This window comes from Aurantimonas marina (assembly GCF_017183135.1).
Lineage (GTDB): Bacteria > Pseudomonadota > Alphaproteobacteria > Rhizobiales > Rhizobiaceae > Aurantimonas > Aurantimonas marina.
Window position 1 is genome coordinate 58,247 of sequence record NZ_JADDXW010000010.1, and the last position, 13,551, is coordinate 71,797.

Here is a 13,551-nt window from a genome sequence, read left to right on the forward strand (position 1 = left end):
TTTCTTATCCTATTCGGCTATCCTTGCGTAGTGCAGGGAAGCGACAACGTCCTGTGGCGTAACACATCGGACGAACGGAACGTTCCTGCGACGGCCGTGCGGGTCACGCGGCAGCGCGTGGCTGTGGCTATGCGAGGGAACCACCGAAGCGCTAATCCGGCGCCGGCTGCGGAATGGCCGCAACGATCCTCGGGCACACCGGATCGGCCCCTCGCCCTTAACGATTTTTTGCCGGGCCATCTTGCAGATTGCCGGCATGAACGATGCCGACTCAAACGCTCTATCCCATTCACTCAGCGCGCTATCCGACGGCAGGGAGGCGGAACGCTGGCGCTTCGCACTGGAAAGCGCCGACTCCGGGGTCTGGGATGCCGACCTTGTCGCGGGGACATGCTACTACTCGCCCAGTTGGAAGCGGATGCTGGGCTACGCGGCCGACGAGCTCGACGATGATCCCGATTTGTGGCTCGCTTTCGTGCATCCGGCCGACCGGCAATCGGCCATCACCAGCGGCGATCGTCACGTCGCTGGCGAAACGGTACGGATCGAGACCGAGTTCCGATTGCGGCACAAGGACGGCCGCTGGATCTGGGTTCTCGACCGCGGGCAGGTGGTGGAACGCGATTCGAGCGGCCGGCCGACGCGCATGATCGGCGCGCAGACCGACATCACCGCTCAAAAGAATGTGGAGCGCCAGCTGGCGCTGCTCAACGAGCGTATTCAACTGGCGCTCGATGCGGGCCAGGTCGGCCTGTGGCAGTTCGAGACCGAGAGCGGCCGCCTCGTCTGGGATCAACGCATACGCGACATCTATGGCATCGGCCCTGGTCCCGCCGAGGTGCCACGTTCGACCTGGCACGAGCACCTTCACCCGGACGATGCCGCCGCGGCCGAGCGTGCCATCGCGATCACGGCCGAAACCGGCGAGCCAATGAAGACCTCCTACCGGATCGTCAAGCCGAACGGCGAAATCCGGCATCTGCAGGCGCTCGCCCGGCGGGTCCACTATAGCGACGCGCCGCCGCTGCTTGTCGGCAGCGTCTGGGACATCACCGAGCAGGTGCAAAACGCCGCGGCACTCGCCGCCGAAAAGGAATGTCTGCGCATCACGCTTCAGTCGATCGGCGACGCGGTCATCAGCACCGATGTCGGCAACCGCATCACCTTCGCCAATCCCGCCGCGGCGCGCCTGCTGTTCAGAATCGAGTCGACGCTGGTCGGAGCCAATATCGACGATGTCTTTCCCCTGATCGACGAAGAGACCGAGGCGCCGCTCGCCTCCTCGACCCGCCGGGCTGTCCTGTCGCGCCGCACTATCGACCGCGAAGAAAATGCGATTTTTGTGCGAGACGACGGCAACCGGCGGGCGGTCCGCGATCTTGCCTCGCCGATCATCGATCCAGACGGCCAGGTCATCGGCGCAGTTCTGGTGATCCAGGACATCACCAATGCCCGTGCGCTGCAGCGCCAACTCGCCTACGCTGCGCGGCACGACCCCTTGACCGGTCTTTTGAACAGAGGGGCGTTTGAGGAAAACTTGCAGGCCGCCATTGGCAGTCGGGACTGCGCACTTCTCTATCTGGATCTCGATCGCTTCAAGATGATCAACGATACGGTTGGCCACGCGGCGGGCGACGCATTGCTGAAGATGGTCGCGCGCACGCTGACGGGATTTCTGCCGCGCGAGACCGTCGTGGGACGTCTGGGCGGCGACGAATTCGCCGCCGTGGTTCCGGTCGCCGATATGGACGACGCGACCACGATCGCCTCGGGGCTGCTCGCCGAAATTCGTACCCGCCGGCTACATTGGGGCGGCAAACACCACGAGATCGGAGCCAGCATCGGTATCGCGGCGATCGATGATCCGGGGTTGGATCTCGAAACCGCCACCGCGCGCGCCGATGCCGCCTGCTACGCCGCGAAATCCGCGGGGCGCAACCGCGTGTCCGCCTACTCGGCCGGCGTCGGGGCCGCGCAACGCAATCTGGCTCAGATCCAGGTCGCATCTGGCTTGGCCGACGCTCTGGCCGAGCGGCGCCTGGTGGTCTTCGGGCAGGAGGTTCGCGATCTCGACGCCCCTTCCCGACCGGGCCACCATATCGAGATCCTTTGTCGAATGATGGCCGCGGACGGCTCGATCATTCCGCCCGGGCAGTTCATTCCGGCCGCGGAGCGATTTGGCCTGATGGGCTCTGTCGACCGCTGGATCATCGAGCATACGCTTGAAACCCATGCCGCCAGCCTGAGGGCGAACGGCTTGTCGGTCGCCATCAATCTGTCGGCCAATACCCTGAGCGACCCCGAGCTTTGGCCGTTCGTCAAGACAGTCATCGAACGCACCAAGGTCGAGCCGGCCTGTCTCGTCTTCGAGATCACCGAGACGGCGGCGGTCGACAATTTCGCCGCGGCCGAACGTTTCGTCCGCGACGCCCGCAGGGCCGGTTGCCGCATCAGTCTCGACGATTTCGGCGCGGGCTTGAGTTCCTTCGCCTATCTCAAACGCTTCCGGGTCGACAGCATCAAGATCGACGGCGCCTTTGTCCGAAACTTGGCGAAAAGCCGCTTCGATCGAGCGGTCGTCGCCTCGATCGGTACGATCGCCCACGAGTTGGGCGTCGATGTCATCGCCGAGCGGATCGAGGATGCCGAATCCGTCACCATTCTGCGATCGCTCGGCATCGGCTATGGTCAGGGATTTCTCTTCCACCAGCCGCAGCCGCTCGACGAGCTGTTGCAGGCGCGACAACAGAACGCGGATATTCGCAGAGCGAGTTGACGGCCCATCCTGGAGCTGTGATGCGAGCAAGGTGGGCGGACCAGTACGGTGGAATAACCAACGAGCGAATCCAAGCATCGCGCGACCGCGTTCAGTGTCGTTTGATGCTCTAGTGCGCGGTCAGAACCGGCACCGTGGCTTTGGCGATGATGTGGCGCGTCGTGCCCCCGAATATCATCTGTCGCAGGCGACTTTGGGTGTAGGCGCCCTTGATCAGGAGATCGCCGCCCAGCGCCTGCACGTGCTCCAGCACAGCTTGGCCGGGCGAGGCCTCGCCGGCGCGCGTGGTCGCTTCGGCTGGGATGCCCGAGCGTGCCAGATTGCGCGCCAAGCTCTCGCCGGGCGGCCCGTCGACGTCCCAACCTTCCACCGTCAGAACGATCACGCGCTGCGCCTTTCGCAGGATCGGCATGGCCAGCGCTACGGTTCTGGCGGTTTCCGTGCTGCCATTCCAGGCGATCACGACGGTCTTGCCGATCGTCTTCGCTCCCGACGGAGGCACCAGCAGCAGCGGCCGGCCACTTTCGAAGAGCGCCGCCTCGACGGTTGCGACCCGCGTCGGCTCGCCGGCCGCGTTCGGGCGACCCAGCACGATCAGGTCGAACAGCCGACCGTAACTGCCGATATGCATGTCCGTCGCCAGTCGCCCGCCGGCCCAGCCGGAGGAGGGTGCGGTCGAACCGTCACTAGCGGTCGAACCGTCACTATAGGAAGGCACGCCGGCCTGGCTCATGAACTCATCGAAGGCGCGACGAGCCGTGTCCATGAGTTCGTGTTGCGAATCGAGGTCGAGCGGCGGCGAGGCGACGATGAATTCCGCCGAAACGACCTCCGGTACTTCGGGGCGCAGCGCGATGCCCTCAATGTAGCTACCGAACATGTCGGCCACGAGACGCGCCGTCCCCAGCACCGGCCACATCCGGCCATCCGAATTGACCGGAACGAGAATGTTCCTCATGGCACTTGTCATTCAACGCTGGAGCATCGGACCAAAAAGCGGAATCCGGTTTTTGGATAACTCCGATGCTCAATCAAAGTGTTAGCGCATCCTTTGTGCGTCCCGATGGACGCACGGCGCGCTAGAGAGCAGGCTTGAAATCCGCAGACCACGGGCGCCGTCCCGAGTGTCATTGTCCGCATGTGAAATATACAGGCAATACGAAATCCAGGAGTGGCTAGGGAGAGCCTTCTACGACTTTAGCGGCTCATCAGCCACTCCCGGAAACCTGTCAGTGAGAAGCCGCTACGCGGGGACCCGAACATCAGCCCCGGCGGTTGTCGCGGCATCGTACATAGGTGGTTCCATGGAGACCTCCCGGCGTCTGATACGCAAGGAAAAGACTACGCCCGCACCTCGCGGCGTCAAGGGAATTTTTCGCCGTTTTGCGCCGATTCGCGACGGCCGGTCGTGATCGCACCGCCACGGAGCCTGGAGCGACCTGTGATCGGCACCCGTTCGCAGGGCCCGCGACCGCATCGCCGGGGCGTCCGAAATTTTGAGGGTCTACCCCGTTTGAGGGATGCGGGACGGACGTTTTAATGCTGGAATAGCATAGTTCTTCGGGAGGCATCAGCCTCGCGAAAGCTCATCGCTCGCCGTCAACTGCCCCAAGAAACGGCGAGCGATGATTTTGATTCGCGCGTCCGCTCCCAACGGCTGCGGCGCTGTGGGCGCGCCCGCCCTCGCCACCCGCCGGCAACCCCGTCGCCTTGGAACGAGGCCGAAATCGGCTGCGCCATCCGATGGACGATGGCGAGCCGGATCGGTTCACCCGCTTCAGATCGTGAGACCGTGAATTGCCCGTCCTCAGGCTAGCGCGTATGTTCGACCCACCGGATTGTCCGGCACGGGCCCGGGCCAGCTCGTCGCGTTGCGCCTGGCCCCTCCGACAGGGAGGTCCTTCGAAATGAAATTCCTCGTTCTTGCGGCGGCGGCGGCAGTGGGCTTTGTCAGCCCGGCCTTCGCTTTCCAGTGTCCCGCCGACATCGCAACCATCGATCAGGCAATGGCGGCCAGGCAATTGAGCGATGCCGACCGCGCCAAGGTCAACGCTCTTCGTGAAGAGGGCGCGCGACTGCACGCGGCCGGCTCGCACGCACAATCGGTGCAAAAACTCGCCGAAGCGAAACGGATGCTGGGCGTCCAGTAGCGACGCTCCCGCCTGCAAGCGGGCGGACGGGGGAAAAACGCCCGCGACCGTTCGACAATCAGGCGATCAGCCGCCGAACAAGCGCCGGAAGATGGAACGGTCGCTCGCCCGCCCGGACCCGACCCGTCCCTCCACCGTCACACCCGGCGGGGGTGGGCCATCGGAAATCACGACGCCCTCGCCGCCAACGGCAGCGGGCGGAACGGGCGCACCGGCCTGATTGTAATACTGATCCTCGCGGACCGGCATCTCGGAATCGTAATAGCGATCGTCGCCGTAACCGCTATCGGCGGTGAGCGGCGCCTCCGCCTCGCCGATCCGATAGTCGCCGGGCAGCGGTACGGCCGGCAAGCCTTTATGGGCGGCGGTCATGAAGTCGTGCCAGGCCTGCGCAGGCAACGAGCCGCCGGTGACCTTCTGCATCTTGGCGCCATTGTCGTTGCCGAGCCAGACGCCGGTGGTCAGATTGGCGGTGTAGCCGAGGAACCATGCGTCCTTGTAGTCCTGGGTCGTGCCGGTCTTGCCGGCCGCCTGCCACCCCTCGATCGCCGCCTTACGGCCGGTGCCGCCGGTGACGACGCGGGTGAGCATGGCGTTCATCATGCCGACGATGTCCTCGGAAACGATGATCGGCGGGACCTCGGCGCCGCGCTCCCACAGCACCTTCCCGCTCTCGGTCGTGATGCGGTTGACCAAGTGCGGCGTTGCCCGGTAGCCGCCATTGGCGAAGGGAGCGAAGGCGCCGGTGAGTTCCAGCAGCGAAACTTCCGAGGTTCCGAGCGCGATCGATGCATTGTCGACCATCGGTGACTTGATGCCCATCCGCTGGGCGGTCTCGATCACCGCCGGAGCGCCGACATTATCCACCAACCGCGCCGCGACCGTGTTCAGCGATTGGCGGAGCGCATCGGCGACGGTGACCGGACCCCGATAGCGATTGTCGTAGTTCTGGGGTGTCCAATTGCCGATCTGGACCGGCGCGTCGTCGATCACCGTCTCGGGACGCCAGCCGTTTTCGAGCGCCGTTTCGTAGACGAAGGGCTTGAACGAGGAGCCCGGCTGCCGTTTGGCGTCGACAGCACGATTGAACTGGCTCTGGGCGTAGTCGCGCCCACCGACCATGGCGCGGATCGCGCCAGTGCCGTCGATGGCGACCAGCGCGCCTTGCGAGACATTCTGCTTGGCGCCGTCAACGGTCTGCCGGATGACCTTCTCGGCGGTCTTCTCGAGGCCGAGATCGATCGTCGTCTCGGCAATGACATCCTCTGCCACGTCACCGATGAGATCGCGGATGTCGCGCATGACGAGGTCGGCGGCATAGTGCTCGGCGCCGGTCCAGTAGCTCTTGGCGGTGGTCGGCTTCTGCGCCTTGGCGTCGGCGTATTCGGCTTCGCCGATGAACCCGGAGTCGCGCATCGCGGCCAGCACAACTTCGGCGCGGGCCTTGGCCGCCGCCGGATCACGGGCGGGCGACAGACGCGAAGGCGCCTTCAGCAGCCCGGCCAGAAGCGCCGCCTCGCCCAGATCCACCTCGGCCGCGGATTTGTTGAAATAGCGCCGCGCCGCCGCCTCGACGCCGGTCGCGCCCGAGCCGAAATAGACCCGGTTGAGATACATTTCGAGGATCTGGTCCTTGGTGAATTTGGTCTCCAGCCACAGCGCCAGGATCGCCTCTTGGATCTTGCGCTGGATGGTCTGTTCCGGATTCAGAAAGATGTTCTTGGCGAGCTGCTGAGTCAGCGTCGAGCCACCCTGCACCGTCTCGCCCGCCGCCATGTTCTCGCTGAAAGCACGGACGATGCCGACCGGATCGATGCCCCAATGTTCGTAGAAGCGCCGATCCTCGATGGCGATTACCGCCTGCGGGATGTAGGGGCTCACTTCATCGAGCGAGACCGCCTTGCCGCCGGTCAGGCCGCGATTGGCCATCAGTTCGCCGGCGACCGACACGATCTTGACGTTGGGGGGGCGATCGGGGATCGCCCAGGCTTCCTGCGGCAGCTTGACGGCGAAATAGCCGACCACCGCGGCGACGGCCAGGCCGCCGACGAGGCCGAGCATCAGGAACAGCCGGAAGACGTGGCCAAGGAAGCCGCGTCGGCGTCGTCCGCCTCCCGATCCGCTGGAGCCGCCGCCTTTCGACCGCCGCGCGGTAGAAGCCGGCTTGGCCGAACGGGTTTTAGTGGGTGCGGCCTTGTTGCGAAGTTTACGGCGGGCGTCGTTGGAAGCCGTCGGAACGGCCCGGTCGTCGGCGCTGACGTGGAAGTCGTCCACCTCCGGCCCGTCGAAGGTCGGTTCGATGCGCTCGTGCCGTCGTGCCATTCAGCCCAAAGCCCCTTCGGCGAAGATCATGCCGCCACGGCGACGGCCCACCCTCAATCATCCCCTTGCTCGCGGGAATGCAGTCTAATTGCGGCGATTTAACGGGGCGTTAAGCAATTCGAGCCGCCGCCTTGCGGCGTGCGCGCCTAGAACAGGTCGAGCGAGAAGCGGCGCGAGATGCCGAGGCCGAACGTGTACTGGTCCTCGTCGCCGGCCTTGACGATCGGCGAATCCTTGGCGTCGCCGACGAGGCGCTCATAGGAGGCGTCGGCGTTGAGGAACCAGCCGGTAACGACCTCGTAGCGGGCCGAGGCAGCGACGCCGACGCTCTTGAAGCCGCCTTTGGGCGCGTAGGTAGTGAAGCGGCCGCCGGAGGCGAATGCCTCCGAGGTGGTGACGCCGAAATAGGCGTCCATATAGTCGCTGGAGGCAAAACTCGCGGTCGGACCGGCCTTGAGGATGAGGCGCTCGCTCGGCCGCGCGATCACATTGGCGCCGATGTCGCCGACGAGACCCTCGCCGCCACCGAAGGCATAGCGCGCCGCGCCGTAAATCTCGGCATTCTCCCATTCATAGCTGGCCTTGAGGCCGACCTCATAGGTCGCGTCGACATTGTTCAGGCCGGTGAGGGCGGGAAAGTCCGAGGCTTTGCGCTCGCTGGTGTAGCCGAAGGAGGGGCCGATCGAGAAGCCGCGACCGTCCTTGCCGCCGAAGGCGCCGATGCCGGGAATGCTCAGATATTCGACGCTGACGATCGGCACCGGGGTGATTTCGTAGTGCTCCGAGCCCTCGTATTCCGGCGAGACGAAACCGGAAATGCCGAGCTCGAAGACGAAATCCGCGTCGCCGTAATCATAGGCGGCCGGGGCAATTGGCGCCGGGTTGGGATCGTAGGGGCCGGCGACGTGGTCGGCGGCCGTGGCGGCGAGGCTCGAGCCGAAAACGAGGGCAATCGCCAGGGCGCCGGTACGCACGATCATGTCCTGATACTCCAGCCATTCGCGCCTCATTTTGCCGTGGTGGCACCGGGCACGTTATGCCTTTCTTTCATACCGGATATCCGGCGATCGACAATGCCGTCCGACGCGGTTTTCGGCTTCCGGCGCTATTTCCGTTCCCGCCGTTGCGCGGCGACCACAGCGGCGGTTTGTCGCGCAGTCGCATCTTTGCTGGGAGCGGCAATCCGTGCCCTGTCAACGAAAAGGGCGCGGCAGCCCCCTCGGCGCCGCGCCCTTCGCTGGTCCCCCGCTCGTCATTCGAAGCGCATGCGCTCCGCGAGTGCGGTATCCCCGTGATCACTAAAATTACGCGCGATCCGTTAACGACTCGTTAACCCGCCGCCCCGCCGAGCGCCGCAAGCACCCGCGCCCAGGAACGCTGGCCCTTGTGGAAGGAGGTCATCTCGTACTTCTCGTTCGGCGAATGGATGCGGTCGTCGCCGCAGCCAAAGCCGATCAGGAGCGATTCCATGCCGAGCCGGTCCTTGAACTCGCCGACCACCGGGATCGAGCCGCCCATGGAGATCATCACCGCCGGGTTCGGCCATTCGTCCGACAGTGCACCCCGCGCCTTTTCGAGCCAGGGCGAATCGAACGGCAGCTGGATCGCCGGCGAGCCGCCATGCGGCGCAAATTCCGCCGTGCAGTCGGCCGGAAGACGGGAGGTGACGAACTCGCGGAAGGCGGCGCGGATCCTGGCCGGATCCTGGCGGAAGACCAGACGGAACGAGACTTTCGCGAAGGCCTCCGCCGCGATCACGGTCTTGAAGCCCTCGCCGGTGTAGCCCCCGGAAATGCCGTTGAATTCGGCGGTCGGCCGCGCCCAGACCTGCTCCAGCACCGAGCGGCCCTTTTCGCCGGCCGGCACCGACAGGCCGACCTGACCGAGGAAGTCGGCCTCCGAGAAGTTCAGACCGTCCCAGATCGCGCGAACGTCATCCGGCAATTCGTCGACGCCGTCATAAAAACCGGGGATCGTCACCCGGCCGTTTTCATCGTGGATCTCGGCAAGGATCTTCGCCAGCACGCGGATCGGGTTCTGCGCGGCGCCGCCGAAATAGCCCGAATGCAGATCCCGGCTCGCCGCGTTGATCGTCACCTCCTCGCCGACGAGGCCGCGCAGGCCGGTCGAAATCGCTGGAGTCTGGCGGTCCCACATATTGGTATCGCAGACGAGCGCGACGTCGGCCGACAACTCCGCCCGGTTGGTGTCGAGAAAGGGTTGCAGCGAGGGCGAGCCGGACTCCTCCTCGCCCTCTAGGAAGATCGTCACCTTGCAGGGCAGTCCGCCGGTCTCGGCCTTATAGGCCCGGCAGGCCTCGATGAAGGTCATCAACTGGCCCTTGTCGTCGGCCGCCCCGCGCGCCACGATCCGCTTCGTGCCGTCGGGCATTTCCCGGACCGTCGGCTCGAAGGGCTCGCTCTCCCACAATGCCAACGGATCGACCGGCTGCACGTCGTAATGGCCGTAGAACAACACATGCGGCGCGCCGGAAGGCCCATCGTGATGGGCGACGACCATCGGATGTCCGTCGGTATCGCGCACCGAGGCGTCGAAGCCGATCGCGTCGAGATCGCCGGCCAGATACTCGGCCGCGCGCCGGCAATCGGCCGCATAGGCCGGATCGGTGGAGATCGACGGGATTTTCAAAAGCTCGGTGAGCCGGCCGAGCGCCCGGTCGAGATTGAGGTCGAGGCAGGCGAGCACGCTGTCGAGATTGGCCATGGATATCCCGTCGTTGGAGAAAGCGCCGAACGAAAACGGCCGCTACCCCTCTCGGGTCACAGCCGGTCGCCGGACGCGGTCGTCAGGACGCTATCGTTACGGGAGCGGGACGGTCGGGATCAAGGCCTCAGACGAACGCCGTGCCTCTGTCACTCCACCATCGCGCCGGGGCCAGGCGTCGCGCCGGGCGGGCACTTGCCGAGGATGATCATGCCGAGCACCTCGTCCTTGGTGACGTCGCCGGTCTTGGCGCCGCCGACAATCTGGCCGTTCTTCATGACGATCACCCGGTCGGCGAGATCGAAGACGTCGTGGATGTCGTGGCTGATCAGGAAGATGCCGATGCCGTCCTTCTTCAACTCCTTGATCAGTTCGCCGACCTGCGCGGTCTCCTGCGGCCCGAGCGCGGCGGTCGGCTCGTCCATGATCAGGATCTTGGCGTTGAACAGGATCGCCCTGGCGATCGCGACCGACTGGCGCTGGCCGCCGGACAGCGCCTTCACCGGTTCCTTGAAGCGGCGGAAATTCGGGTTCAGCCGGCCCATCACCTTGCGGGCCTCGGCCTCCATCGCCGCGTCGTCGAGCGTGCCCCAAGCCGTCAGGATCTCGCGGCCGAGGAAGAGGTTGGCGGCCGCGTCGACATTGTCGGCCAGCGCCAGCGTCTGGTAGATCGTCTCGATGCCGTAGGCCTTGGCGTCGCGCGGGTTGGAGATCGCCGCCTCCTCGCCGCGCACATGGATCGTCCCGGCATCGCGCTTGTAGGCGCCGGAGAGGATCTTGATCAGGGTCGACTTGCCGGCGCCGTTGTGGCCTAGCAGCGCCACCACCTCGCCGGGATAAAGGTCGACCGAGGCGCCTTCGACCGCGTGAATGCCGCCGAAGGCGATCGAGACGTCGCGCATGTCGATCAGCGCCGGCCCGCTGCGGTCGACGGCGCCGGGGTGGCCGGGGCCGTGATCGGTGATGGCCTCCATCGTCGTGCTCATGCGGCCCTCCTGCGGTAGGTGGTGTCGATCCAGACGGCGATGACGAGGACGATGCCGACGACGATCGACTGCAGCGGCGAATCGACACCCAGAAGCACCATGCCCGATTGCAGCGACTGCATGACGAGGGCGCCGAGCATCGCGCCGATGATCGTGCCGGCGCCGCCGGCGAGCGAGGTGCCGCCGATCACCGCGGCGGCGATGACATAGAGTTCGTCGAGCGTGCCGAGGGCGTTGGTGGCGGCGTTGAGGCGAGCGGTGGAGATCGCCGCGCCGAGAGCCGCGAGCGCGCCCATCAGCATGAACACTTTCATCAGTACCCAGCGGGTGTTGATGCCGGCGAGTTCCGCCGCCTCCGGATTGCCGCCGATGGCGAAGACGTACCGGCCGAAGCGGGTGCGGCGGGCGACGAAGGTCATGACGATGCCGACGACGATGGCGAGCAACACCGGCACGGCGACGCCGTAGCCGATCTGCAGGCCGCCCTCGGGGATCTCGATGCCGTTGGCTGTGGCGTAACGCCGGGCGATCGCCGACGGCCATTTATAGGCATTGACGATGGCGGCGGCGCCGAGGATCGCCACGAAGGCAATCGCGCCGATCGTCGCCTCCGCCCAGATCGGCCGGAGCGGGAAGCCGAAGCTGAGGCGTCGGCGCCGCGCGACGACGAGCGAGAGGGCGACCGCGACGCAGGCGACGAGCGCCAGCACCCAGGTCCATGTCTCGCCGAGCGAGCCGGTGGCGCCGCCGCCCATCAGCCGGAAGGTATCGTCGAGCGGCGCGACCGTTCGGCCGGAGGTCAGCCACCAGGCGCCGCCGCGCCAGACCAGAAGGCCGCCGAGCGTGACGATGAAGGCGGGGACACCGAGATAGGCGATGACGTAGCCTTGCAGGCCACCGATCGCGACGCCGACGAGAACGCCGCCGAGAAGCGTGATGAACCAGACGAAGGGGCTGTCGAAACCGAGGAGACCTGGCAGGATCTGGGCCTGCAGCGCCGCCATCGCCATGCCGGTAAAGCCCAGGATGGAGCCCACCGACAGGTCGATGTTGCGGGTGACGATGACCAGCACCATGCCGGTCGCCATCACCGCGATCGACGAGGTCTGGACCGTGAGATTCCACAAGTTGCGGGGGGTCAGGAAGATGCCGCCGGACAGGACGTGGAAGACCAGCCAGATGACCAGCAGCGCGCCGACCATGCCGAGCATGCGCGTGTCCACCTCGGTGGCGCGGATAAAGCCCTTGAGGCCGCCGCCGCCCGGCGTTGCCGCCGCTCCGGCTGTCGTCCCCGATGCCGCTTGACTCATGGCCGCCTCCCTCGCCTAGCAGCTCATCGACCCGTCAGGGCACGTCGAGTGCTCGGCTCCGCCAAACTGTGCAACGAATTGCGCTGGATAGAAAGCCGCCGGCGGCCTCGCCGCGCGCCTTCACGATCGGTGGCCGCCGCCCTCGCGGACGGCGACCATGTCGCGTTTTAGCCGCAGGCCGGAGTGGAGCCCGCTTCGACACCCTGGCAGACGACGTCCTTCGACACCCAGCCGGCGTCGATGATCGTGTCGAGATTATCCTTGGTGATCGCGACCGGCTTGAGGAAGATCGACTGCATCTCGACCCCCTTCGGTCCGCCGCTGAACGCTTCCACGTCCGCGACCTCGTTCATGGCCGTGCCCCCGGCGAGGTCGAGTGCGATTTCCGCCGCCCGCTTGCCGAGTTCGCGGGAGTCCTTCCAGACCGAGACGGTCTGGGTGCCGCGGGCGATTCGATTCAATGCGGCATGGTCGGCGTCCTGGCCGGAGACCGGAACCGAGCCGGCCAGACCTTGCGCCTCGAGCGCCGCGATGGCGCCGCCGGCGGTGCCGTCATTGGAGGCGACGACCGCGTCGACCTCGTTGTTATTGGCGGTCAGGATCTGTTCCATGTTCTGCTGGGCGTTGGCCGGCAGCCAGGCGTCGGTATAAGCCTCCCCGACATTCTTGATCTTGCCGGAGTCGATGGCTTCCTGGAGCACTTCCATCTGGCCGGAGAACAGGAAGTCGGCGTTCGGATCGGCCGAGGAGCCCTTGATGAAGGCGTAATTGCCTTCCGGCTGCACCTTCTGCACCTCGCGGGCCTGGATACGGCCGACCTCCTTGTTGTCGAAGGTAATGTAGAAGGCGTCCTGATTTTCGATCAGGCGGTCATAGCCGACCACCGGAATGCCGTTGTTGACGGCGCTTTCGACAGCGGGGCCGATGGCGTCGGAATCCTGCGCGAGGATGATCAGGGCATCGGCGCCCTGCGAAATCAGCGATTCCACGTCGGTAAGCTGTTTGGAAGCCGACGACTGGGCGTCAGCCGAGATGTAGCTGGCGCCGGCCGCTTCCAGCGCTGCCTTGATCGCCGCCTCGTCGGTCTTCCAGCGCTCTTCCTGGAAGTTCGACCAGGACACGCCGACGGTCTTGCCTTCCTGGGCGGAAACCCCGCCCACGGCAGCCATCGAGAACACCGCGCCAGCTAGCGCGAGCTTCAGAATTTTCATGAAATCCTCCCGGCGCATTGGCGCCCCACGATCAGACCGACCGGACCGTTCTCCCGACCGGTCGAGACTTTT

General features: G+C 65.6%; 9 protein-coding genes. 2 read left to right on the forward strand and 7 right to left on the reverse strand.

Going from position 1 to position 13,551, the window contains the following annotated elements; translation table 11 throughout:
- Positions 1–256: 256 nt before the first annotated feature.
- Complete coding sequence (locus ING15_RS12545; RefSeq protein WP_206455166.1) at positions 257–2,776, forward strand: EAL domain-containing protein; 2,520 nt, start codon at positions 257–259, stop codon at positions 2,774–2,776.
- 109 nt (positions 2,777–2,885) lie between these two features.
- Here ING15_RS12545 and ING15_RS12550 read toward each other — a convergent pair whose 3' ends face one another.
- Positions 2,886–3,734 (reverse strand): universal stress protein, encoded by an 849-nt coding sequence (locus tag ING15_RS12550; protein ID WP_206455167.1) that lies wholly within the window; start codon positions 3,732–3,734, stop codon positions 2,886–2,888.
- Between the two features lie 949 nt (positions 3,735–4,683).
- Here ING15_RS12550 and ING15_RS12555 point away from each other — a divergent pair.
- Complete coding sequence (locus ING15_RS12555) at positions 4,684–4,926, forward strand: hypothetical protein (protein ID WP_206455168.1); 243 nt, start codon at positions 4,684–4,686, stop codon at positions 4,924–4,926.
- Between the two features lie 66 nt (positions 4,927–4,992).
- On the opposite strand, the gene ING15_RS12560 is transcribed toward ING15_RS12555, so the two are convergent.
- From ING15_RS12560 to xylF, 6 genes are all read right to left on the reverse strand, one after another.
- Positions 4,993–7,248, reverse strand: a complete 2,256-nt coding sequence (locus tag ING15_RS12560; RefSeq protein WP_206455169.1) for a transglycosylase domain-containing protein — start codon at positions 7,246–7,248, stop codon at positions 4,993–4,995.
- A gap of 146 nt (positions 7,249–7,394) precedes the next feature.
- The gene (locus ING15_RS12565) at positions 7,395–8,228 is read right to left on the reverse strand and encodes a MipA/OmpV family protein (RefSeq protein ID WP_206455170.1); all 834 of its coding nucleotides are present in this window, start codon (positions 8,226–8,228) and stop codon (positions 7,395–7,397) included.
- Between the two features lie 349 nt (positions 8,229–8,577).
- A complete protein-coding gene (locus ING15_RS12570; protein ID WP_206455251.1) occupies positions 8,578–9,978 on the reverse strand; it encodes a M20/M25/M40 family metallo-hydrolase in 1,401 nt (466 codons plus the stop codon).
- 143 nt (positions 9,979–10,121) lie between these two features.
- Positions 10,122–10,946 (reverse strand): ATP-binding cassette domain-containing protein, encoded by an 825-nt coding sequence (locus ING15_RS12575; RefSeq protein ID WP_408628694.1) that lies wholly within the window; start codon positions 10,944–10,946, stop codon positions 10,122–10,124.
- A gap of 8 nt (positions 10,947–10,954) precedes the next feature.
- Positions 10,955–12,268, reverse strand: a complete 1,314-nt coding sequence (locus ING15_RS12580; RefSeq protein WP_206455172.1) for a sugar ABC transporter permease — start codon at positions 12,266–12,268, stop codon at positions 10,955–10,957.
- Positions 12,269–12,435: 167 nt separating this feature from the next.
- On the reverse strand, positions 12,436–13,437 hold the full coding sequence (xylF, locus tag ING15_RS12585) for a D-xylose ABC transporter substrate-binding protein (RefSeq protein WP_408628695.1): 1,002 nt from the start codon (positions 13,435–13,437) through the stop codon (positions 12,436–12,438).
- Positions 13,438–13,551 lie beyond the last annotated feature (114 nt).

What these genes read in the sequence shown, in the direction of transcription:
- ING15_RS12545 (WP_206455166.1), top strand. Translation starts at nt 257, where the DNA reads ATGAACGATGCCGACTCAAACGCTCTATCCCATTCACTCAGCGCGCTA.
- ING15_RS12550 (WP_206455167.1), bottom strand. Translation starts at nt 3,734, where the DNA reads ATGAGGAACATTCTCGTTCCGGTCAATTCGGATGGCCGGATGTGGCCG.
- ING15_RS12555 (WP_206455168.1), top strand. Translation starts at nt 4,684, where the DNA reads ATGAAATTCCTCGTTCTTGCGGCGGCGGCGGCAGTGGGCTTTGTCAGC.
- ING15_RS12560 (WP_206455169.1), bottom strand. Translation starts at nt 7,248, where the DNA reads ATGGCACGACGGCACGAGCGCATCGAACCGACCTTCGACGGGCCGGAG.
- ING15_RS12565 (WP_206455170.1), bottom strand. Translation starts at nt 8,228, where the DNA reads ATGATCGTGCGTACCGGCGCCCTGGCGATTGCCCTCGTTTTCGGCTCG.
- ING15_RS12575 (WP_408628694.1), bottom strand. Translation starts at nt 10,946, where the DNA reads ATGGAGGCCATCACCGATCACGGCCCCGGCCACCCCGGCGCCGTCGAC.
- ING15_RS12580 (WP_206455172.1), bottom strand. Translation starts at nt 12,268, where the DNA reads ATGAGTCAAGCGGCATCGGGGACGACAGCCGGAGCGGCGGCAACGCCG.
- xylF (WP_408628695.1), bottom strand. Translation starts at nt 13,437, where the DNA reads ATGGCTGCCGTGGGCGGGGTTTCCGCCCAGGAAGGCAAGACCGTCGGC.